The following is a 22,065-nucleotide window of genomic DNA, read 5'->3' on the forward strand; positions in this document are numbered from 1 at the left end:
ATGCTGCGCCGCACGACACACTGGTTAAAGACAGCGTTGATCGCACTGACGGCGGGCCTTTGCGCTGCGCCGCTAGTGGCGCAATCCGCACCGGACCGCTTTGCCTTTGTGGTTGGCAACAGCAGCTATGAACGCCGCGCCGACGGGCAACCGATCAAAGGGTCTTCGCTGAACCTCTATTCTCCGCACTATGATGCGTCCAAATATGTCGAAGTGCTGGACGGAATGGGCTGGAAGGTTCTCAACGAGGTGCCGTTTGATCGCACGGCCGCGGGTTTGGAAAACGAGCTGGATGCGGCAGCCCGCCAAATCACTTCCGGCTCGGAAGTGGTGTTTGTGTTCAACGGCCACGGGTTTTCGCAAGGCACGTCAAACTATCTGGTGGGCGTGCCGGACGACGGCGAGCGTTATGCCTCTGTCGGCGATATGCGCGCTGGCAGCATCAAGCTCAGCGATGTGGTCGCCCGCCTTGCAGAGGCCAATCCCGCCCGCATCATCCTGATCATCAATGCCTGCGGCGACGAAGCGTTGGTGGATGGCGCGAGCCTCGCGCCCACAAAGCCCCGCTTTGACACCTCAGTCGAAGAAGTGCTGGTGCTCTACAGCTCCTCACCAAAAGGCGTGGCGTTTGACTTTGTCGACAGCCCCGACCTTGAAGGCGAAAAAGACGGCTTTGATCTGGGTGGCGAAGTGGCCGTGCATTCGGTGTTCTCCCGCGCGTTTCTGTCTTTCATGGAAAACGATGAACCGCTTCTGACAGTGTTTGCGGAAACCCGCATTGAGGTTGAAAAGATCAGCCGACGCGCTGCCGATTTCCGCAATATGCCTGGCCGTCAGGGGCTGCAAATCCCCCACGTGCTGTTTGACACGATCAATGGCCAGTTCAATCTGGCCGATGTGTCCGGCACGCTGTCTTCGACCAGCCTCGGAACCGATTGGCGCCATGACCCGCAGGTTTGCCGCTTTTCCCCGGACAGCCTACAGGAGGCCCTCGCTTTGCGGGCGCAAACCGGTATCGATAACAATTCGCAGGCCCGCGCCTGTATTCTTGCCGCAGCCCTTGCGGACATGGGCATTGAAAAGCTGGGCTTTGACAGCAGCCTCGGCGGCGTGATCGTGGTGCAAACCACGCCGGATGCGCTGTTTGGGCGGGGCGATCTGATCACCCGCCTCACCGTGTCCAACTCCGAGGGCAGCGAAAAGCTACGGTTTAAGCAGTTGTCAGATTTCGCCGGCGTTTTGGCACAATATTTCAACGAACCGGGCCACAAACTGGTATTCTCCTGGAAGAACGAGGAAGCCGAAGGCAAAAAATCCGGTTTCAAGGGAATCGAGTATTAGGGAGACCTGACATGATCAATTTCACACGACCATTTCTGACCGCCCTTGTCGCAACCTGGGCTGCCACGGCACAAGCCGAATTCGTCGACCTGCGCCCCGCTGGTGCCTTTGCAATGACGGAACATGTCGAGGCAGGCGACGGCACGATGTCGGGCAATCACAAGCACAGCATCCGCACCAACCGACTGTTTGCCGGCATTCAATTGACCCAGCAAAAGAAAACACCCGACTTTTCTGATGCCGTAGAGACCGTCACACTTAGCGAGCTGCTTTTGGCGCCCATTATCCTGCCGGGTGACGTCGCTGCAAAACACAGCGACAAGGTCAAAATCTGTGCCGAAGTGCGCACAATCAACGGATACTACACCGCGACAGGCGGCACCAAAGCAGAGCAATTTGTCCGTGACAGCACAGCCCCGGACCTAATCAATGCAGCTTATGAATCAAAGCATCCGGACGTTAAAAGCGAATACTCCGAAGACATGTTGTTGATGCGCGCAATGGTGGCTTTGGACTGTCTCGCAGGCCGCTCGTCGTATTACGTTCCTGTCAGCCTGACAAATGACCCAGACACGTTGTTGGTCGTGCTCGAAGTTGGCACCGGCACCGTCGCTCCGACTTTGGCTGGCGTTTTGTCGGAGGCTGGCGAACTAACCGATCCAACCCCGCTGAGCTGCGCGCCGAGCGTGCGCGTAGAAAGCGGCTATGACTGCTCAATCGCCCTGAAAGACATCGGCACAGACAAACATCGCCTTTGGGAACTGAGCGTGGCCGTGACGTCTCTGGGCGAAGAAAGCACTCACCGCGCCCGTTTGGCCCTTCCTAGACTACCAAACTGATACATGAAAAATAGCTCTGAAGACACCAAAGTCCCACGCGACAATATCAAAGATCGGGTAGAAGCTTTCTTACCGGCCTTGCAAATTTCAGCCTCCCTGACGCTTTTTGGTATTGGCCTAGCGCTCTTGCTTTTCACGATAGTCCGCATCGGCGGCCAACGCGGCGACTACTTCCTAATTGAGGCGGAAACGTCCCGATTTGAATATCAGGTCACAAACAGTGAGCAGGCGATGCTGTTTGTCTCCGGCGTTCGGATGACAACCGGCAACAAAGACGTCGTAAAAAAATCTGACACCGGAGCCGCATCGGAAACAGGCGGATCGGATGATAGTAGTGACGGCCATTGCGTCTACGGTCATTTGGAGCCGCAACACGGCGCCGTTATGGAATTTGACATTTTGAACGGGCTGCAACGCCTGCAGATCCGCGCGGCCAAAGGTGACGAATACAAGAAACGTCGGACTTACTTTGATCGTTTCCTGAATTGGACGCGCGCCTTCATTGCGACGGGCCCGTCCGCGCGGCAATTCGTCCCGAACAAGGAACCCGTTCCCCTTGCCGCTTTGGACTTCGCGGGAGCCGAATATGTGATTTCAGGCGCTGATGCGCCTGTTGACGTCTTTTTGCTGGATCAAGAGCAACCAACCGGCAGTCTGACTTTTGATCAACACGTCGTCATTGTTGAAGATGAAAGCTGTCGGAAATCAGAAAGTGCTGACTCGGGTGCGCGCGACGAGCCGAAGGCGAAGCAAACGGAAGTTGCCTTCGGTCCGCGAGGCGAGCCAATTCCGATCGATGGTCCGGGCTATATCGGACGCCGATTGGTGGCCAATACCGAAGGCAACTGGCGGCCCAGCACCGATCTGGAATTCACCAGCGGCAGTATCGAGATTTTGGTGCGAGAAACGCTTTGCGGGCCTCTCACAATGTTGTCCGCGACCGGCTGTCGGCGGGTATACCGCCCCAATCGCGACGCCACACCGATCCCCGGCGGTGCCACATTGCGCGGCCTTCAGAAAGCATCGGGCAAAGAATTCACCTCATTGATGTGGGGTCAGGTGCATTTCGACGGAGAGATGTACAAGGTCAACGTGTCGACCGAGGCCTACGCGGTTGACATGATACAGCCCGGCGGACCGTCGCGCGTGGCAGGCAACCGCCTGTCTCTGACGCTGTTTGACCGGCTGTTTGTGGAGCCGGCACTGGTCATTGCCGTCACTTTCTTTGCCGCTGTGATCGGCTGGATACTTAGCATTCTTCAAGTTGAGCCTGTCGCGCCACGCGCAGCAAAGCATGGCAATCGCAAAGAGGCTGAGGCAATCCCCGCAGACGGCGAGACTCCCCCGCCATCTGAAGAAACTGACGAGAGTTGATCTGACCTAGGCTTGCGCCGCCTTGATCATGTCGGCGCATTTTTCGCCAATCATGATGGTGGGCGCATTGGTGTTGCCGCTGACCAGCGTCGGCATCACCGAAGCATCTGCGACACGCAACCCTTCCAGCCCGCGCACCCGCAATTGTGGATCTACCACGGCCATGTCATCCACGCCCATTTTGCAGGTCCCAACGGGGTGATACACCGTGTCCGCGCGGGCGCGAATGTGCTCCTCCCAATCGGCGTCGCTCATCGCGTCGTTCAGACCAAACAGCTCTTTGTGTTTGTATTTCGCCAGCGCTGGCGCTTCCAACACGGCGCGCGTTATCTTGGCGCCTTTGATCATGGTCTGCATGTCCCGCTCATCATCAAAGAAGTTCGGATCGATCTTGGGTGGTGCCATGGGATCAGCGGAATTCAATGTCACCTCACCCCGCGAATGCGGGCGCAACACGCAGATATGACAGGAATATCCGTGACCAAGATGCAGCTTGCGTGCGTGATCATCGACGATGGAGATCACAAAATGCGTCTGCACATCGGGGCGTTCAAGGCTGCTATCGGTTTTGAAGAAAGACCCTGCCTCGGCAATCGTGGAGGCCACCATCGAGTTGCCATCCTTGCGCCATTTGAAAATCTCGCCCGTCAGTTTGGCGGTGGCGCGTACGCCAATCCCGATGTTGTCGGTGTCCTTGGTTTTGTAGGCCAGAACAAAATCGATGTGATCCTGCAAGTTCTGTCCGACGCCGGCCAGTTCATGCTGCATCTCGATGCCATGCGGCGTGATGTCTTCGGCCCGGCCAATACCGGAAAGCTGCAACAACTGTGGGCTTTGGAAGGCGCCTCCGCACAGGATCACTTCCTTGTCGGCGCGTACCTCTTGGTCCGTCTTGCCCTGCCGATAGGCCACCCCGACCGCACGTTTTCCCTCCAACAGAACCTTGGTGGCATGCGCCCCCGTGATCACCGTCAGATTGGGACGCGCATCCATCACAGGATGCAGATACCCCGCCGCCGCAGAACACCGTTCGCCGTTCTTATCGGGGGCGTGAAACAGCGTGGTTTGATACAGCCCCGCCCCCTCGTTGTCGCCGTCGTTGAAATCCGCCGTCTCACGGATCTGCATCTCGCTGCTGGCCTCAACAAATGCGCGCGCAATGGGGCGCGGCGCCTTGGCATTGGACACTTGTAAAGGCCCGGAATCGCCATGAAAATCATCCGCGCCGTTGACGTTGTTCTCGGCCTTTTTGAAATAGGGCAGCACCGCATCCCATCCCCAACCGTCACAGCCTAAGTCGGCCCAACCATCATAATCCTGCCGCTGGCCGCGCACGTACAGCATCGCGTTGATCGCGCTTGATCCGCCCAGCGCCTTGCCGCGCGGCTGATAGCCTTTGCGCCCGTTCAACCCCTTTTGCGGCACCGTCTCAAAGGCCCAGTTGTTGATCTTGCCATAGCCCGGCAACATCGCGACCACGCCAATCGGCGCACGCACGAGAATGCCGTCGCCTTTGCCGCCTGCCTCCAGCAAACAAACCTTTGTCTGTGGATCTTCGCTCAGACGCGATGCAATCGTGGCCCCAGCCGAGCCGCCTCCGACAATCACAAAATCATAGCTCACAACAGTCCCTCCCCCAACGAGCGCATTGATGTCCTCCAAAAACATCGCCGCGTTCCGATTTGAACCAGTGAAGCAGCGGTTACGTCGTTCGGTCCAGCTTTTTGCAAAGTGACTTACCGTCACTTTTGCCGCCAAAACGCAAAAGGCAGGACCAAAAGCCCTGCCTTTCACATCATTATCAATAACTTAGAAACTCAGAGCACCAAAGATGCCCGCGCCTTGACCTGTTCCGGCCCCATCACCTGCATGATGGAGTAAAGGTCAGGCGAGCGCTCTTTTCCAGCCAGCAACACGCGGAAAATCTTGGCCACATGCGCGACGGTGCCTTTGTAGTCGTCCGGGTTTTGCTTGAAATCTTTAGGACGCAAGGCAAAGCCGTGCTTGCCGCCCAACTCTTTCATTTTTCCGAACCAAGTCTGGTTGTCATCGCTTGGGTCATAGCCTTCAAGGAATTCGGTTACCAAGGCCGCCAGCTCATCCGCGTTTAGATAATCCACCATCGCCCGCGCCTCATCAGCGGTCAGGGTAAAGCGGTCGTCAAAGAAATAGGCTAGCTCGCCCTTAACGTCGCTCCACTTTTCGATGTCCTTGCGCGGGTTCTGCGCCTCATCGCGTTCAATCGCCATAATGGCGCGGGACCGATCAGGATCCGCCGTCATCAATGTTGCCAGATCAGTGTCGTGCGTCTTTGCCCAAGGCAGCACGCGGTCATAAAGCTCGTCGCTCTTGAGCGTCGAGACAAAGTTGCGGCTGATGTGGCCGAGTTTCTCGAAATCAAACAAGGGCCCGCTGCTGCCCTTGAGGCCGCGCATCGTGAGCGGGAATTCCCACGACGAAGTCTCGGGGTTTTCTTTGGACCAGTCCTCAAAATTGGCATCTGCAAGCGTCATCAGGTAATCCAGCACCGCCTCGTTGGAATATCCCAACTCCTCAAAATAGCCGACGCTTGCCTCGGGGTCTTTGCGCTTGGACAATTTGCGACGCGAAGTGCCGTCCATCTTGTTGATCGGCGCGATGTGGGCGTATTCCGGTGCGTCCCAGCCCAGCGCCTCGAAAAGCTGCAAATGCGTCGGGATCGACGACAGCCATTCGTCACCGCGAATGACGTGGGTGGTGCCCATCAGGTGGTCGTCGACGGCATGGGCAAAGTGATACGTCGGCAGGCCGTCGGCCTTCATTATCACGATGTCCTGATCGTTCTCCGGCAGTTTACGTTCACCAAAGAGCAAGTCCTCGAACTTCATTTTGCGCTCAATCTTGCCTTCAGCGCGGAAGCGGATCACGAAAGGTGTGCCGGCGTCTAAAGCCGCCTGCACGTCCTCTTCGGGGCGATCACGCCATTCAGCCCATACGCCATAGTACCCGGTGCGCATCTTTCGCAGTTGCTGCTTGTCGCGCATCGCTTCCAGCTCTTCGCCGGAGGCAAAGCACGGATAGGCTTTGCCGGTCGCCAACAGATGTTTGACGTAGGCCTGATAGATCTCCATGCGTTGGCTTTGGCGATAAGGGCCATAGGCGCCTTTGTCGTTGCCTTCGGTGTCGACGCCTTCATCAAACGTCACGCCAAAGTGGTCAAAGGCATGGGTGATGAAATCCACCGCGCCTTCGACTTCGCGTTTCTTGTCGGTGTCTTCAATCCGCAAGATCGACACGCCAGCAGTTTCACGTGCGAAATGGGCACAGATACGGCCCACATAAAGCGTGCCGATGTGCATGAAACCGGTCGGGCTTGGCCCCACCCGCGTAACCATCGCACCCTCAGGCAGGTCGCGCTTTGGAAAACGTTCTGCAAGCTCTTCGGGTGTGGGCAGTGGATTGGGAAAAATGCGATCTACGATGTTGGACATGACACCAGCGTTTCTAGAAAGGACAGCGACTGCCACGCCCCAAATGGCGCAGCGCGAATTTGCGTCACCTCTAGTGGGCATGGGCCTTGTTGACAAGGGTTGCGCACAAAACGAAGCGGGCCAGCAAGGACCCGCTTCCGTCTTAATGTATTGCGTGGCCTTACCCCAGCGAGACCCAACCGGCGTTTTTGCGTGAACTACTTACGCAGGCATCGACAAACTGCACCCCGGCCAACCCGTCCGAGATCCCCGGCAGGGGTGGGTCTGAGGGCAGGCTTGCCCCAGGCGTATGCGCGCGGATCACGTCTGCGGTCTGCGCATAAAGGTTGGCAAAAGCCTCAAGGTAGCCTTCGGGGTGGCCACCGGGCGTACGGGTCAGGTTTTCAAACGCTGCCCCCATGCCAGACCCGGCGCGGGTCAGGATTTGCGTCGGCTTGCCAAACTCGGTGAACAGCATCTGGTTCGGGTTTTCCTGCGCCCATTCGATGCCGCCCTTTGAGCCATATACCCGCAGTTTCAGCGCATTTTCATTGCCCGGCGCGACTTGGGAGCACCAAAGCATTCCCCGCGCACCGCCCTGAAACCGCAGCATCACGTGGGCGTTGTCGTCCACTTGCCGCCCCGGCACAAAGCTTTGCAAATCCGCGCTCAGCGCTTCGGGTGTAAGACCAGAAACAAAACATGCCAGATTGAAGGCATGCGTGCCGATGTCACCGGTTGACCCTCCAGCGCCAGACCGCGCCGGATCGGTGCGCCATGCGGCCTGTTTGTTGTCACCGTCCTGCGCCTTGGTCAGCCAGTCTTGCGGGTATTCCACCTGCACCACGCGAATGTCGCCCAGCGCGCCGTCCGCCACCATTTGGCGGGCTTGGCGCATCAGGGGATAGCCGGTGTAGTTGTGCGTCAGAATGAACAGCGCGTCCGAGCTATCCACCGCCTTCGCCAATTTGCGCGCGTCCGGCAAATTGGAGGTCAGCGGCTTGTCGCAGATCACATGAATGCCGCGTTTGAGGAACTCCCGCGCGGCCGGATAGTGCACATGGTTCGGCGTCACGATGGCCACGGCCTCGATGCCGTCTTTCAATCGCGCCTCGCGGATCGCCATCGCCTTGAAATCATCATAGGTGCGGGCCGGATCAAGCCCGAGCGCCGCACCGGATGCCTGTGCTTTTTCAGGTGTCGACGACAAAGCCCCCGCCACCAGATCAAACTGTCCGTCAATGCGCGCCGCAATGCGGTGTACCGCGCCGATAAAGGCATCGTTGCCGCCACCCACCATGCCAAGTCGGATTGGTCGTGTCATCGCTCAGATCCCCAGCATACGTTTGTTGGTTACGTCATCGGCGCCAGTATCCGCGAAATCATCAAACGCCTTTTCGGTCACGCGAATAATGTGGTCGCGCACAAAGGCCGCGCCTTCGCGGGCACCGTCTTCGGGATGCTTCAAACAGCACTCCCATTCGACCACGGCCCAGCCATCAAAGTTGTTGGCCGCCATTTTGGAGAACACCGCGTTGAAATCGACCTGACCGTCGCCCAACGAGCGGAACCGTCCCGCACGATCGACCCACGGCTGATAGCCGGAATAGACACCCTGCCGGCCTGTCGGGTTGAACTCCGCGTCTTTGACGTGGAACATTTTGATCCGGTCGCGATAGATGTCGATATTGTCCAGATAATCCAGACATTGCAGCACATAATGGCTCGGATCATAAAGCATGTTGCAGCGCGGGTGATTGTTCACGCGCTCTAAGAACATCTCAAACGTGATCCCGTCATGCAGATCTTCGCCCGGATGGATTTCATAGCAAATATCCACGCCCATCTGATCCGCATGGTCCAGAATGGGCCGCCAACGGTTCGCCAATTCTTCAAACGCCGTATCAATCAAACCCGCAGGCCGCTGTGGCCAAGGGTAAACATACGGCCACGCCAGCGCGCCGGAAAATGTCACATGCTGATGGATGCCAAGGTTATAACTTGCGGTGATGGCCAATTTGACCTGCTCCACCGCCCACGCCTGTCGTGCTTTTGGATTGCCGTGCACTTCGGGTGCGGCAAAGCCGTCAAAAGCCTCGTCATAGGCCGGATGTACGGCCACCAATTGGCCTTGCAGATGGGTCGATAATTCGGTGATCTCAACTCCGTTTTCCTTGGCCACGCCAACCAATTCGTCGCAATAGCTGCGTGAACTTGCCGCTTTACCAAGGTCAAAAATGCGTGCGTCCCAGCTTGGCACCTGAACGCCTTTGTATCCGCAATCGGCCGCCCATTTGGTGATGCTGTCCCATGAATTGAACGGTGCCTCGTCCCCTGCAAACTGCGCCAGAAACAGCGCGGGACCTTTGATGGTTTTCATTGTCTTTCTCCTGTTGCCGGGGGTGGTTGTGGCAAGAGGACGATTGGGAGAACGCCCTCTTGCCGAATTTCCCTAAATCGTCGACTTAGAACGGGGAGTCAGGGAAATAGAAGCTGGCCGCGTTTTCCTTGGTGATAAGGGTCGCGCCCAGAATGTAGCGACCGGCCACTGGACCGTTGGATTTGAATGCAGCCACGGTCACATCCATCGCTGTGGCGATCATGCTTGGTGGATACAGCACATCCACAGGCACCAGCTCGTTGCCGTCCATGATGCCTTTGATGGTTTCTTTCATGCCGGCACCGCCAACAACGAACATACCATCGCCATCACGACCCGCCTGCTTCAGCGCAGCCACAACACCAATCGCGATATCGTCATCCTGCGCCCAAACCGCGTCGATGTCGGGGAAACGCGACAGGAAATCCTGCATCACTTCAAAGCCGTCATCACGGTTCCAGTTGGCGTGTTTGTGGTCGAGAATATTGACGCCAGAGCCTTCCATTTCGGCCATAAAGGCATCGAAACGCTCGTTGTCGATCAGCGTCGGAATACCACGCAGAACCACAATGTTGTCACCGGATTCCAAGCGGGTTTTCATGTACTGCGCCGACACGCGACCCAGTTCAGGGTTGTTGCCCGCCACATAGATGTCTTCGATGCCAGGCTGGCTCAGACCGCGGTCCACCACGGTAATCAAAGCGCCCGATTTCTTGACGTTCAGCACCGGATCGGTGAGCGGCTCGCTTTCAAACGGCAGAACCACAAGCGCGTCAATGCCATGCACCGACACAAGGTCTTCCAGCGCGCTGGCTTGTGCGGATGGATCAGGCGAGTTGATCAGCACCAGATCCACATCAGGATACAGCGCCTCAAGGCGTTTCTCGGCCTGTTCAGCGTGCCAGTTCATACCCGCCGCCCAAGCATGGGTCGGAGTGGGGTAGCTAACGCCGATCTTGATCGTTTCGGCACTTGCCAACCCTGCCAACGACATCGTCGCCGCAGCCGCCAGTGTGCTGATTTTGCTAAGTGTTTTCATGTCTTCCTCCCTAGGAATTTGGACGCACCTCTCCTGTCCGGTGGCGCCCGGTTCTTTCGCGCAAGTTTTTGCGAGAAACTTAGTTGTTCTTGTGTTTCCGGCCCCAGTCACCGCGTTGCAGCCAGACCGCAACGATGATGATCAGACCCTGCATGGTCCCGTTCAGATAGTTGGAAATCATATCGGTAAAGTTCAGAATATTGCCGATGGTCGTCAGGATCAGCGCACCCAGAATGGTGCCCCCAATCCGGCCATACCCCCCCTTGAGAACCGTGCCGCCGATGATCACGGCTGCGATGGCCTCCAGTTCCCAGAGAACGCCAGTTGAGGACGACGCGGAGCCCAATCGCGGCACATAGATAATGGTCGCCAGCGACACGCACAGGCCTTGCAGCACATAGGTCCAGGTCTTGATCCGGTCGACCTGGATAGCAGAGTATCTGGCAACGCTCTCGTTGGACCCGATGGCGGTGCAATAGCGGCCAAAGGCGGTCCGGTTGAGCAAGAGCCAACCACAGATCGCCACCACGATGAACACCCACACGGGGATCGGCAAACCGGCAAAGCTGTCGTAGTAAACCGGGCGATACACACCGCGAATGTCATAGTTCAGCGACAGGGTGCCGCCGTCCGCGAAATAGGTCACCAGCGAGCGGAAGATGCCCATCGTGCCAAGCGTCACAATGAAGGCTTCGATTTTGCCTTTGGTGGTCAGAAAGCCGTTTATGAACCCGGCCCCGATGCCAAGGATCACACTGCAGCCGCAGCCAATCAAAACAGTGGTGACACCAGTGCCAAAAGTATCGACCGCGCCATTCATCACAATGATCATGACGCCCGCAATCACAGCGGCCATAGACCCTACAGACAGATCGATCCCACCAGCGGTGATCACGAAAGTCGCGCCAACGGCGATGATCCCGATAAAGGCGGATCGCGTCAGCAGGTTGGTTATGTTGCCCTCACTCAGAAAGGCCGGATTGAGCAGAAACCCGATGATGCACAGAAGGATCAGCGCAATCGCCGGTCCGGCTGTCTTGAAATCAAAGTTCTGAAAGCGGGATTTTGGTGTTTGTGTCATGGCAGTCTCAGTCATGGTTTGTCTCCCGCTTTAGCCCAGCGGCATAGCGTACGATTTCATTTTCGTTGATGTGATCACCGCTCAGAATTCCGGTGATCTGGCCCTCGCGCATCACCGCAACGCGGTGGCTGACGCCAATGACTTCCGGCATCTCCGATGAGATCACTACGACCGACACGCCTTCGGCGGCGATGGCGGCGATGAAGTGATAGATCTGCTGTTTGGTGCCCACATCAATGCCGCGCGTCGGCTCATCGATGATCAGAATGCGCGGGTCACATTCCATGACCTTGGCCAGCAGCAGTTTTTGCTGATTGCCGCCCGACAGATCACCGACATCGATATTGGCGTCACGCGACCGAATGTCGAAACGACGCACGGCGCGCTCCATCGCCTTAGCTTCGGCCTTGCGATCGACAGATCCGTTGCGCACAAACTTCGGCAACGCAAAAAGCGTCAGATTTTCGCGCATCTTCTTGTCGAGCAGCAGGCCTTTGCCCTTGCGATCTTTGGTCAAGTAAACCACGCCCGCATCGCGGGCTTTGGACACCGATGTGAACTCGGCTGGCGCGCCATCAAAAAGCACCTCGCCTCCGTCAATCGGCGCGAGGCCACAGATTGCTTCAAACACCGCCGTGCGCCCTGATCCGATCAGACCCGAAAACCCCAAAACTTCGCCTTTGCGCAGATAAAAGCTGACGCCTTCAACGTCGGGCGCATAAAGGTTTTTAACCTCCAACACACGGTCGGCATCCACGTCCGCTTCATTGATAGGTGGGTAAAGATCCGACAGTTCCCGACCAACCATCATCTGCGCCATGGCGTCCAGCGTTAGGTCGCTGGCCTCTTGGGTGGCGATCCATTGGCCGTCCCGCATCACGGTGACCCGATCCGATATTTCTTTCACTTCGGTCAACTTGTGGCTCACGAAAATGATCGCCACGCCCTGTTCTTTAAGTCGCGCAATCTGTTTGAAAAACAGCTTGGTCTCGGCTTCTGTAAGGGTCGCTGTTGGTTCATCCATGATCAGAACCCGCGCATCGCGGCTCATGGCTTTGACGATTTCAACCATCTGCTTTTGGGCAATGGACAGGTCGGAAATCCGGTCGCCCGGCGCGATGTTAAGGCCGATGTCGTCAAGATACCCCTGCACGACCTCTGCCATCTGCTGTCGGTCGAGCCGCCCACGGTTTGTGATTTCACGCCCAAGAAAGACGTTTTCCTCAACCGTCATTTGCTCTGCGAGGTTCAGTTCCTGGTGGATCAAAACAACGCCCAACTTTTCCGTCTCTCCATTGGGCGGCAAGGTCATCTCTTGGCCGTCCATCAGGATGCGGCCCGAAGTGGGTTGGTGAAAGCCCGAGAGGATTTTCATCAGCGTGGACTTGCCCGCGCCGTTCTCGCCAATCAGCGCGTGAACTTCGCCGGCTTTGATATCCATCGACACGCTGAACAGAACCGGCACGGTTCCGAACGACTTGCTGATACGCTCGGCGCAAAGCACCGACGCGGCTATGGTCTGGCCATCGGGCACAGTCTCTCCTCCCTGTGCAGTCTGTACGGTTTCTCACCGCTTGTTTTGTTGTGATGTAAACCTTTTCATAACTTATGTAAACCTTTTCATAAATTGATGTAAACCTTTTCACCGCTTACCCGAAAGGCTATACCTGCCGCAACAGCATTGATTTACAAAGCGAATTCAACTTCGCAGACAGGCGCAAAATCCGGTGACGGAAGAGACCAGAAAACCCGCGACAATCGAGGATGTCGCCAAGCTTGCAGGCGTCTCAATCGCGACCGTCAGCCGTGCGATTCGCAACCCCGAGAAGGTCGCGGAAAGCACCCGCAAGAAGGTCACCGCCGCGATTGCCCGCACCGGTTACACCGCAAACGCGATGGCCCAAAATCTGCGGATGAAGCGCTCGCAAATGGTCATGGTGCTTGCCCCATCGATTGCTGACCCGAACTTTCCGACCATTCTGATCGGCCTGGAAAAGATCGCCAACGAACGCGGCTACGGGGTGCTGATCGGCAATACCGAGGGTGAAATCGCACTGGAAGAAGCCCACATGCGGTTCCTGTCTACGGGCATGGCTGACGGTCTTGTACTCCTCACCGGTCATGTACCTGTCGCGGGAGGACCACACGCCACTCCGGCGCAATTGCCGCCCACCGTCGCGGTCGGGCGCCCTATTGAAACCGAAGATCTCGCCTATGTTGGGGTTGACGATGTCGCGGCCTCAAAGATGGCAACTGAATACCTCGTGTCGCTGGGGCATCGTCGCATCGTCTATGTCACAGGCGGGCCGGGCAACATTGTTTCGGAACACCGCGAGAAAGGCTATCGCCTTGGCCTTGCCGAGTACTCCGAACCGCTGGAAAGCTGGAGCATCGACGGCGACAGCAGTTCTGAAAGCGGTCGCGCCGCGGTCGAGCGCCTGTTCATCAAAGACACTCTGCCCACTGCGTTTTTCTGCTTCAATGACAATACGGCGATTGGTGTGATTTCGGCTCTGCGCCTGCGCGGCTATCGCGTGCCCGAAGACTTCTCGGTGATCGGCTTTGACGATATCCCGTTTGCCAGTCACATCACTCCCGCGCTGACCACAATCCGTCAGCCGCGCAGCCAGATCGGTGAACGGGCGATGACATTCCTTTTAGACGGACTAGAGACCCGCCAGAAGCCGCGACAACACGAGCTCTTGCATGGTGATCTGGTGGTGCGTGAAAGCTGCGGACCGGCGCCGTCGTCCGCTCACCAGCTGACCCGCCGCGATACCCCCTAAAATAGCGAAAGCCGCCGCTCCGGCAGGAGCAGCGGCCAACACGGGAGGACCCGTGAAACGCCTCAGGAAAAGAGCGTTCCGCCGTTCACATCAATATTGGTGCCGGTCACGAAAGAGGACTCGTCACTCGCAAGGAAGCCAACCACTTTAGCAACTTCTTCGGACGACCCTTCCCGCTTCAGCGGTGTGATGCCTGCCACGTGTTCGCGTACGGCATCGGTCGTGAAGGTGTTGTGAAAATCTGTGTCGATCATACCCGGGCATAGGCTGTTGACGCGAATATCAGGACCCAGCTCTTTGGCCAGTCCGCGCGTCAGCGTCATTACGGCACCTTTTGAAGCGCCATAGGCCGCCGCACCAGGGCCACCACCGTCGCGTCCGGCTTGGGATGCCAAGCCAACGATGGAGCCGCCCTTGGACATATGTGGCAAACTCGCCGTAACCATCAGCGCGAACGATGTCAGGTTCACGTCCATGACTGCATTCCAATGCGCCAGCGTCATCTCCGACATCTTCACCCGCTTGAGCAACCCGCCGGTCACATGCACCAGCACATCAACGCGGCCAAATTTGGCGACGGTTGCATCGACAAGCGCGGCAACGTCGGCCTCTTTGGTGAGATCGCCCTGCAGCGCCAGGGCTTGTCCGCCTGCGGCCTCAATTTCAGCCACAGCGCTTTCGGCGCCAGCGGAACTCGCGAAATAGTTTATGACAACATTTGCCCCGCGCGCGGCAAGTTCCATCACACAGGCGCGCCCGATGTCGCGACCGCCACCCGTCACAATTGCCGTTTTTCCCTTGAGATCCATGACACCCTCTTTGTGCTGTGGTCCGCGTATTCACGAACCTGTTTCGTCACTGGGGTATCGCAGGATGGCGCCCTAGGCAATACAAATTTTTACAAATTTGAGTCGCAGCAAAGGTTGCTCAAGAGATATTCGAGAACTCCCTTAACGATCTGAAATTTAACAATTTATCTAAGCAAGGCGCCGGATTCACCAAGCAAATCCTCTTAACGGGCCGAAGAGATGTTTGCAGATAAGTTACAAATCAGCACAAGCCTTGGTGTGGCTATTGCCCCTCAAACACTCGCATACGCGCGTTGTCCACGTGGGCGCGCATCGCCAAGCGTGCAGCCTCGCTGTCGCGGGCTTCGATGGCTTCCATAATCGCGTAGTGTTCGCGCTGAACCATCTCCATCCGTTCTTTGGGTTTGGTCAGCGACAGATTGCGGGTCAGGTTCAGACCAATCAGGATATTGGGTTTCATCGACGCCCGCGCAGCCGAGAAATACTGATTTCCCGACGCGGTGCAGATCGCCTCATGAAATAGCTCATCCGTGTCTACACCCAATTCATCGCGCGCCACGCAGCGGTCCAACTCCTCGAGGGCGGCCCGCATCGCTTTGAGATCCGCATCGCTGCGCCGCGCGGCTGCCAAAAAAGCGGCCTCACCCTCGATGGCGACACGGAATTCGAATGTGCGTTGAATATCGGCAATCGAGCCTACTGGCGCAAAATCCAGAACCGCGCCTTCCGGACGACGCTGCACAAACGAGCCTGATCCCTGCCTGGACACCACAACGCCGTCTTCGCGCAACTGCTTTAACGCCTGCCGCAACACCGGACGGGACACTTCCAACTGCTCACTTAGCGCATGTTCCGTCGGAAGCTTGGACCCTACTGCAAATTCGCCGCTCACGATCATCGACAAGATGTTTTCGTAGCACCGGTCCGACAAGGTCCGGTCTTTGCCGCGGCGCGTAGCGGTTTTCACAGTGGGGTCTTCGAGGGTCATCGGTTGTTGCGTTGCCTCCAAGCAGCGAATTTTTCGGCCGTGTCCGGATCGGTTGGCGGATACAGCCCGAATGTTGACACGCCCTCTTGCACCATTTCCAGAACGAAGTCTTCAAATACCGTCATTTCCACCGACTCTGTGGCGATTTGCTCCACCAAATGCGCCGGAATACACACAACGCCCTCGCCATCACCCACAATTACGTCGCCTGGAAAGACCGACACGCCGCCACAGGCCACCGGATCGTTGATCGCAACTGCGTGGTGGCTGATCAGGTTTGTCGGCGCACTTGGCCGTGTGTGATAGGCAGGCATGGCCAATTCTGAAATTTCCGGCGTGTCGCGAAATCCGCCATCCGTGACAATGCCCGCAACGCCCCTGGTTTGAAGGCGCGTCACCAAAATGCCCCCGGCCGACGCCGCCGATGCGTCTTGGCGCGAGTCGATCACAAAGACTGCGCCCTCAGGGCACTCTTCCACGCCTTTGCGCTGTGGATTATCGCGATCGGCAAAGCTTTCCAGCATATCGAGGTCTTCGCGCGCCGGGATATAGCGCAGCGTATATGCTTCGCCCACCATGTTTTTACCGGGATTCAGCCGCTGCGGTCCCTGAAAAAAGATGTTGCGAAAGCCGCGCTTGAACATCGCTGTGGTCAGGGTCGCGGTGCTGACGCCCATCAGCGTTTCGCGGATTTCTTTGGTCAGTACAGTCATAGGTTTTCCTCAGTCAAACAGCGATGGCAGGAACAAAGACACCGCCGGCACATAGGTCACAAGAATCAAGGCAAACAGGATCGCAAGGTAGAACGGCCAGATCGATTTGAGCGTTTCCTCGATCCGGATACGCCCCACGGCACAACCGACAAACAGGCAGGTGCCCACTGGCGGCGTACACAGGCCAAGCCCAAGGTTCACCAACAACATGATGCCAAATTGCTCAGGCTCCATGCCAAGGTTTTTCACGATCGGCAAAAAGATCGGCGTACAAATCAGGATCAGCGCCGCCATGTCCATAATCATGCCCAGCACCAGCAGCATCAGGTTGATCATCAGCAGGATTGCGAATTTGCTTTCCGAAATCCCCAGCATGAACGAGCCGAGTTTGTCCGGCACCTGATAAAGCGCCAAAAGATATGCAAATGAGCTGGCAAACCCGATCAGAACCATCACCATCGCAGTTGTGCGTACGGCTTGAACCACGGCGGTTTTAAAGCCGTTCCAATCGAGCGAACGATAGACAAAGAACGTCAGCAGCAGTGCATAGATCGCGCCAAAGGCACCGGATTCCGTCACCGTAAAGACACCAGAAAGCACACCGCCCACGATGATCACTGCTGTGACCAACCCTGGCAACGCCGCCAGCGACGAGCGCCAAACTTCACCCCAACCAGGGAACTTCTCCGCTGGGTAGTTGTGTTTCACCGCAATGATATAGGCCGCCACAGCAAGGCAGACACACATCAGGATGCCTGGCACAACGCCCGCAAGGAACAGTTGCGAAATCGACAGACCGCCGCCTGCGGCAACCGCGAAAATAATCATATTGTGGCTGGGCGGAATTACGATGCCGGCAATCGATGACGTCACAGTCACGTTCACCGCGTAATCCGGCCGATAGCCGCGCTCCTTCATCACCGGAATGAGGATCGATCCCAGTGCCGAGATATCAGCAACCGCTGATCCCGAGATGCCGCCAAACAGCATGCTGGAGAAAATATTCACCGATGCGAGGCCGCCGCGGATGTGGCCCACAAGGGCCGAGGCGAATTTCACGAGCCGCGCAGCGATGCCCCCGTGCAACATCAACTCACCAGCAAAGACAAAGAACGGGATCGCCAGCAACGAAAAGACCGAGATGCCCGAAACAGACCGTTGGAATGTGATCAGCAGAGGGAAGCCCTCGTACCAGAATGCGGCCGCCGCCGCGATGCCCATGGCAAAGGCCACCGGCAGGCCGATTATCACACAGCCAAAGAATGCGCCCAGAAGTAGTGCCAAACCCATCTTACACGACCTCTCCGTCGATATAGTTTTGCCCGCGCATCATCAGCGCAAGACGGAAAAGGGCGCGAAACCCGGCGAAAATGCACACCAGACCGCCACACAACAGGGCAGACAGGGTGCGAAAACTCTCTGGAATATCCAGCATCGGCAACATCGTGGACCAACCGAACTGAAACAGCTCAAGGCTCGCAACCATCATCAATGCGCCAAACACGGCAAGAACGAAGTCGTTGAACAAGCGCAGCACGGCGCTCACTTTGGGACCCATGGCATCGCGAAATAACGTAACGCCCAGATGGGTTTGCTCGTGCACACCAGCGGCCGCGCCAAGATAAGCAATGTAGCACACCAACAAGAGCGCCAGCTGCTCTACCCACGTCGGCGTCGCGTTCAGCACATAGCGCCCGAACACCAGCCAGCCAAACGTGGTCACCAAAACCACCAACGCACAGGACGCGGCGAAAATGCAGAGATTGCTAAGCCATCCAAGAATGCGCTCACCGCGATTTATCCAACCGGGATATTCTTGCACTGTCTTCCCCCCAATTTCGAAAAAGAGAGGCGCCCCACGTTTGCCGCAGGGCGCCTGCCAAATTTGTTAACTCAGATCATTCTGCGTTGCGGAACAGGTTGACCAGATCGGTCATTTCCGGGTTTGCAGCCAGGAAGCTGTCATAGACAGGAGCCATCGCCGCCTGGAAAGCCGATTTGTCAGCAATCTCGTTCACGGTGACGCCGCCGGACTTTACAATTTCCATCGACGCCATTTCGCGCTTCTGCCACAGCTCACGCTGCAGTTCGGTGGATTTGCGGCCCGCTTCGCGTACAGCAGCCTGTTGATCCGCGGTCAGCGAGTCAAAAGTCTTTTTGGCCATGCAGAGACACTCAGGAATGATCAGGTGCTGCGACATGGAGTAGTACTGCGCAACTTCAAAGTGGCTTGTGGATTCGTAAGATGGCGGATTGTTTTCCGCACCGTCCACAACACCGGTCTTGATCGACTGGTACACTTCGGCGAATGCCATCGGTGTGGCGTTGCCGCCCATGGCTTCGATCATGCCAACGAACAGATCGTTGTTCATGACGCGCACTTTCATGCCCGCAACATCGTCTGGTGTGTTGATTGGCTTGATGGAGTTATAGAAAGACCGTGCGCCGGCATCATAGTAACCCAGAGCAACAATGCCCTTTTCTTCAAGTGCTTTACCAAGCGCTTCACCGCCGGCACCATCCATCAGTTCATACATCTGTGGAACAGATTTGAAAATGAATGGCAGCGATACAACGTTGGTGGCCGGAACGGCCTGACCCATTGGGCCGAGGCTGAATACACCAAAGTCGATGATGCCAAGGCGCAGTTGCTCAATCGCGTCAGGCTGAGAGCCAAGAACACCCGAGTGGAATACTTTGCCTTTGATGTCGCCACCAGTGGCTTCGGTCACATCCGCCATGAATGCTTCCATGCCATGCGACACAGGATAGTCTTCTACGTGGATGTTCCAGCCGCGCCAGTCTTTGGCTTCGGCCGCCAACGGCAGCATCATGCCCGCAGCTGCAACAGCGGCGGTCAGAGTCTTTTTCGAAATCATCTTCGCAAATGTCATTTTGTCCTCCTCCTGACAATTTGTCAGATTTGTAACTCTCATACATTACAAATTTTTACAACAATTTATTTTGGACTTCCAACTCGAAGCAGCCAAAAAAATGGCCGCACCCTTGGTTGCAAAGGCGCGGCCAGTCGGTACCGGTGGATTTGCAAACCGGTACGGAAGTGTACTTTTGTCCTACAAGTCAGGCATGTTCTGGTAGCTGACCGGCCGCAAGAAGCGACGAATCGACATGGTGCCCACCGAGGTCGCGCCAAAGTTGGTCGAGGCCGGATAGGGCCCGCCATGCACCATTGCGTCACAAACCTCGACGCCGGTCGGAAACCCGTTGGCCAGAACCCGACCCGCCTTGCGTTCCAAAACCGGCAACAGGCGCCGTGCTTCGCAATGGTCGGACTCGTCCATTTGCAGGGTGCAGGTCAACTGACCGTGCAACGCTTTGGCCAACGCCAGCCGCTCTTCGTCATTTTCGACAGTCACAACCAGGCCCAATGGGCCAAAGACCTCCTCCCCCAGTGCTTCATCCTCAAGCCAGGCTTTCGCCGTTGCTTGAAACAGCTGCGGCGTTGCTTCTCGCGGCCCGCCGGTCGTTGCCAACACCTGCCTGACGCCTTTGGCTCCGGCCAATTGAGCCGTGCCAATGCGATAGGCCGATGCAATCCCATCGGTTAGCATGGTTTGCGCTGCGACTGCTTCAAGCGCATCGCTCGCTGCTGTGACAAAAGCTTCGGCTTCTGCGCCTTGCCGTAGGACTGCGATCCCGGGATTCGTGCAAAATTGCCCTGCCCCCATGGTCAATGACGCCGCCCAGCCCACTGCAATTTCATTGCCGCGCGCTGACAGGGCTCCATCCATCACAAACATCGGGTTGACCGAGCCAAGTTCCCCAAAGAACGGGATCGGCTCCGCGCGCGACGCGCAAAGATCAAACAAGGCGCGACCGCCCCCCAAGGATCCGGTGAAGCCAACCGCGCGAATTAGCGGATGCTGCACCAGAGCTTGGCCGACCGCGCGGTTGCCCCCTTGTATCTGGCTGAACACGCCCGGATGCAAGTCGCAGACTTTTATCGCCGCATTGATGGCCTGTGCGACGATATCAGACACGCCAGGGTGGGCAGAGTGGCCTTTGACCACAACCGGACAGCCAGCTGCCAACGCCGCTGCGGTGTCGCCGCCCGCGGTCGAGAACGCGAGCGGGAAGTTAGATGCACCAAAAACCGCCACTGGTCCAATCGGGCGCTGCTTCAGCCGAATATCCGGCCGTGGCAACGGTGCGCGATCTGGCATCGCGGGGTCATGACGTTCATCAAGATATGCGCCCGCCTCAATGTAATCCGCAAACAGGCGCAACTGACCTGTGGTTCGCCCCCGCTCACCTTCCAACCGAGCTTCGGGCAGGCCGGTTTCCTTTACGCCCATTGCGGTAATTTCAGCGTCGCGTTTTTCGATCTGGTTCGCAATTTCCCGAAGAAAGGCCGCGCGTGTTGCGTCGTCGGAATATCCGAAACTCCAAAACGCGGCTTCGGCTTCTTCGCAAGCGCGGGCCACATCTGCCACGGTGCCGCGCGCGAAATGGTCTGAGTCACCTTGTACCGGTTCGTTGGCAAAAGTTTCGTCGCCGCCAGTCCAGTCGCCGGCAATCAGGTGTTTTCCGATCAGCATGATGTGTCCTCAAATTGTCAAAATGTAAGGTCTCTGAGTGCCAAATTCGCACCGACGTCATACCGACGCGATACCGTCGCGTTGCAGACAGGGACGTTTGGCCGTCAGTCACCACAGGAGACTGCAACCTGTCAATCATATTTTTACAAATTATTACAACTTAGGAGGCTGTGGTAAATCGCGGTTTCTCAGAATGGGAATTCCGCAAACGCCTGCTGATAAACGCCAAAGGCCGCCCATCTTGACCAAAAATCCTCTGTGCGTCTTGAGCCGTGCCCTCGGCCATTTCAACCTCGCGTAGGGTGGCGTGGCTTCGCACCAATATGACTCAGCCATCGGGATCATTGGGGTCTTCTTCTAATCGGGCCACCAGCCCAGCGGCAGCTGATTTACTCGGCTTACGTAACCTTAGAGACAGCGCAACTCGCCCTGCGTCTTGTCATTGGACGTGAGGTTGTATCTGGCTTGCTTGGGCCAAGCTCCAATTGGGGATATGCGATCAGGCGGAGCGGTGTTTCATTTCATAAATCAAAACCCACGCGCTTCAACCGGGTGCCAAAATACACACCTTCTATGTTGAAACAATGCTCCAGAAACAACAAAACCGCCTCGGAGGGCGGCTTGGTTTCTAACATCGTTGAGAGATACGTTTACGAGGTCGTTTACTAGGTCTGGCGATGACCTACTCTCCCACACCTTAAGATGCA

General features: G+C 57.0%; 18 protein-coding genes. 4 read left to right on the plus strand and 14 right to left on the minus strand.

The window, feature by feature from the left end; all coding sequences use genetic code 11:
* Genes PG871_RS19550 through PG871_RS19560 form a run of 3 tightly spaced genes read left to right on the plus strand, consistent with a single transcriptional unit; the run spans window position 1 to window position 3,554 of the window.
* Window positions 1-1,341 carry a hypothetical protein gene (locus PG871_RS19550; RefSeq protein WP_270732664.1) on the plus strand — a complete coding sequence of 447 codons (1,341 nt, stop codon included), beginning with the start codon at window positions 1-3 and terminating at the stop codon, window positions 1,339-1,341.
* An 11-nt stretch (window positions 1,342-1,352) separates the two neighbouring features.
* Window positions 1,353-2,180, plus strand: a complete 828-nt coding sequence (locus PG871_RS19555; RefSeq protein WP_270732667.1) for a hypothetical protein — start codon at window positions 1,353-1,355, stop codon at window positions 2,178-2,180.
* Window positions 2,181-2,183: 3 nt separating this feature from the next.
* Window positions 2,184-3,554 (plus strand): hypothetical protein, encoded by a 1,371-nt coding sequence (locus tag PG871_RS19560; RefSeq protein ID WP_270732670.1) that lies wholly within the window; start codon window positions 2,184-2,186, stop codon window positions 3,552-3,554.
* 6 nt (window positions 3,555-3,560) lie between these two features.
* Here PG871_RS19560 and PG871_RS19565 read toward each other — a convergent pair whose 3' ends face one another.
* The 7 genes from PG871_RS19565 to PG871_RS19595 all read right to left on the minus strand — a co-directional run bounded on the left by PG871_RS19565 (window position 3,561) and on the right by PG871_RS19595 (window position 13,019).
* Entirely contained in the window at window positions 3,561-5,177 is a 1,617-nt protein-coding gene (locus tag PG871_RS19565; protein ID WP_270732672.1) for a GMC family oxidoreductase, read from the minus strand.
* Window positions 5,178-5,371: 194 nt separating this feature from the next.
* Window positions 5,372-7,024, minus strand: coding sequence for a glutamate--tRNA ligase (gene gltX, locus PG871_RS19570; protein ID WP_270732673.1), 1,653 nt, complete (start codon window positions 7,022-7,024; stop codon window positions 5,372-5,374).
* Between the two features lie 160 nt (window positions 7,025-7,184).
* The gene (locus tag PG871_RS19575; protein ID WP_270732675.1) at window positions 7,185-8,327 is read right to left on the minus strand and encodes a Gfo/Idh/MocA family protein; all 1,143 of its coding nucleotides are present in this window, start codon (window positions 8,325-8,327) and stop codon (window positions 7,185-7,187) included.
* 3 nt (window positions 8,328-8,330) lie between these two features.
* A complete protein-coding gene (locus PG871_RS19580; RefSeq protein ID WP_054003176.1) occupies window positions 8,331-9,383 on the minus strand; it encodes a sugar phosphate isomerase/epimerase family protein in 1,053 nt (350 codons plus the stop codon).
* Between the two features lie 85 nt (window positions 9,384-9,468).
* Window positions 9,469-10,422 (minus strand): substrate-binding domain-containing protein, encoded by a 954-nt coding sequence (locus PG871_RS19585; protein WP_270732684.1) that lies wholly within the window; start codon window positions 10,420-10,422, stop codon window positions 9,469-9,471.
* 79 nt (window positions 10,423-10,501) lie between these two features.
* Window positions 10,502-11,518 (minus strand): ABC transporter permease, encoded by a 1,017-nt coding sequence (locus PG871_RS19590; protein WP_443020515.1) that lies wholly within the window; start codon window positions 11,516-11,518, stop codon window positions 10,502-10,504.
* Window positions 11,511-13,019 (minus strand): sugar ABC transporter ATP-binding protein, encoded by a 1,509-nt coding sequence (locus PG871_RS19595; protein ID WP_443020517.1) that lies wholly within the window; start codon window positions 13,017-13,019, stop codon window positions 11,511-11,513. Before PG871_RS19595 ends, PG871_RS19590 begins: the two co-directional genes overlap by 8 nt.
* Before the next feature lie 211 nt (window positions 13,020-13,230).
* Between PG871_RS19595 and PG871_RS19600 the strand changes: the two genes are divergently transcribed.
* Window positions 13,231-14,289 (plus strand): LacI family DNA-binding transcriptional regulator, encoded by a 1,059-nt coding sequence (locus tag PG871_RS19600; protein ID WP_270732690.1) that lies wholly within the window; start codon window positions 13,231-13,233, stop codon window positions 14,287-14,289.
* Window positions 14,290-14,351: 62 nt separating this feature from the next.
* On the opposite strand, the gene PG871_RS19605 is transcribed toward PG871_RS19600, so the two are convergent.
* The 7 genes from PG871_RS19605 to PG871_RS19635 all read right to left on the minus strand — a co-directional run bounded on the left by PG871_RS19605 (window position 14,352) and on the right by PG871_RS19635 (window position 21,358).
* The gene (locus tag PG871_RS19605) at window positions 14,352-15,098 is read right to left on the minus strand and encodes an SDR family NAD(P)-dependent oxidoreductase (RefSeq protein ID WP_270732693.1); all 747 of its coding nucleotides are present in this window, start codon (window positions 15,096-15,098) and stop codon (window positions 14,352-14,354) included.
* 262 nt (window positions 15,099-15,360) lie between these two features.
* Window positions 15,361-16,086: a FadR/GntR family transcriptional regulator gene (locus PG871_RS19610; protein WP_270732695.1), complete on the minus strand. Its 726-nt coding sequence runs from the start codon at window positions 16,084-16,086 to the stop codon at window positions 15,361-15,363.
* Complete coding sequence (locus PG871_RS19615) at window positions 16,083-16,799, minus strand: ribonuclease activity regulator RraA (protein ID WP_270732696.1); 717 nt, start codon at window positions 16,797-16,799, stop codon at window positions 16,083-16,085. The genes PG871_RS19610 and PG871_RS19615 overlap by 4 nt, the downstream gene beginning before the upstream one ends.
* A 9-nt stretch (window positions 16,800-16,808) precedes the next feature.
* Complete coding sequence (locus PG871_RS19620; protein WP_270732699.1) at window positions 16,809-18,089, minus strand: TRAP transporter large permease; 1,281 nt, start codon at window positions 18,087-18,089, stop codon at window positions 16,809-16,811.
* 1 nt (window position 18,090) lies between these two features.
* Window positions 18,091-18,621 (minus strand): TRAP transporter small permease, encoded by a 531-nt coding sequence (locus PG871_RS19625; protein ID WP_270732701.1) that lies wholly within the window; start codon window positions 18,619-18,621, stop codon window positions 18,091-18,093.
* A 76-nt stretch (window positions 18,622-18,697) separates the two neighbouring features.
* On the minus strand, window positions 18,698-19,678 hold the full coding sequence (locus PG871_RS19630; RefSeq protein WP_270732758.1) for a TRAP transporter substrate-binding protein: 981 nt from the start codon (window positions 19,676-19,678) through the stop codon (window positions 18,698-18,700).
* 195 nt (window positions 19,679-19,873) lie between these two features.
* Window positions 19,874-21,358: an aldehyde dehydrogenase (NADP(+)) gene (locus tag PG871_RS19635; RefSeq protein WP_270732704.1), complete on the minus strand. Its 1,485-nt coding sequence runs from the start codon at window positions 21,356-21,358 to the stop codon at window positions 19,874-19,876.
* Between the last annotated feature and the right edge of the window lie 707 nt (window positions 21,359-22,065).

Source organism: Shimia sp. Alg240-R146, assembly GCF_947331465.1.
In the GTDB taxonomy this organism is placed as follows: Bacteria; Pseudomonadota; Alphaproteobacteria; order Rhodobacterales; family Rhodobacteraceae; genus Shimia.

What these genes read in the sequence shown, in the direction of transcription:
- PG871_RS19620 (WP_270732699.1), bottom strand. Translation starts at nt 18,089, where the DNA reads ATGGGTTTGGCACTACTTCTGGGCGCATTCTTTGGCTGTGTGATAATC.
- PG871_RS19580 (WP_054003176.1), bottom strand. Translation starts at nt 9,383, where the DNA reads ATGAAAACCATCAAAGGTCCCGCGCTGTTTCTGGCGCAGTTTGCAGGG.
- PG871_RS19555 (WP_270732667.1), top strand. Translation starts at nt 1,353, where the DNA reads ATGATCAATTTCACACGACCATTTCTGACCGCCCTTGTCGCAACCTGG.
- gltX (WP_270732673.1), bottom strand. Translation starts at nt 7,024, where the DNA reads ATGTCCAACATCGTAGATCGCATTTTTCCCAATCCACTGCCCACACCC.
- PG871_RS19560 (WP_270732670.1), top strand. Translation starts at nt 2,184, where the DNA reads ATGAAAAATAGCTCTGAAGACACCAAAGTCCCACGCGACAATATCAAA.
- PG871_RS19605 (WP_270732693.1), bottom strand. Translation starts at nt 15,098, where the DNA reads ATGGATCTCAAGGGAAAAACGGCAATTGTGACGGGTGGCGGTCGCGAC.
- PG871_RS19630 (WP_270732758.1), bottom strand. Translation starts at nt 19,678, where the DNA reads ATGATTTCGAAAAAGACTCTGACCGCCGCTGTTGCAGCTGCGGGCATG.
- PG871_RS19590 (WP_443020515.1), bottom strand. Translation starts at nt 11,518, where the DNA reads ATGACTGAGACTGCCATGACACAAACACCAAAATCCCGCTTTCAGAAC.
- PG871_RS19585 (WP_270732684.1), bottom strand. Translation starts at nt 10,422, where the DNA reads ATGAAAACACTTAGCAAAATCAGCACACTGGCGGCTGCGGCGACGATG.
- PG871_RS19610 (WP_270732695.1), bottom strand. Translation starts at nt 16,086, where the DNA reads ATGACCCTCGAAGACCCCACTGTGAAAACCGCTACGCGCCGCGGCAAA.
- PG871_RS19635 (WP_270732704.1), bottom strand. Translation starts at nt 21,358, where the DNA reads ATGCTGATCGGAAAACACCTGATTGCCGGCGACTGGACTGGCGGCGAC.
- PG871_RS19575 (WP_270732675.1), bottom strand. Translation starts at nt 8,327, where the DNA reads ATGACACGACCAATCCGACTTGGCATGGTGGGTGGCGGCAACGATGCC.
- PG871_RS19615 (WP_270732696.1), bottom strand. Translation starts at nt 16,799, where the DNA reads ATGACTGTACTGACCAAAGAAATCCGCGAAACGCTGATGGGCGTCAGC.
- PG871_RS19550 (WP_270732664.1), top strand. Translation starts at nt 1, where the DNA reads ATGCTGCGCCGCACGACACACTGGTTAAAGACAGCGTTGATCGCACTG.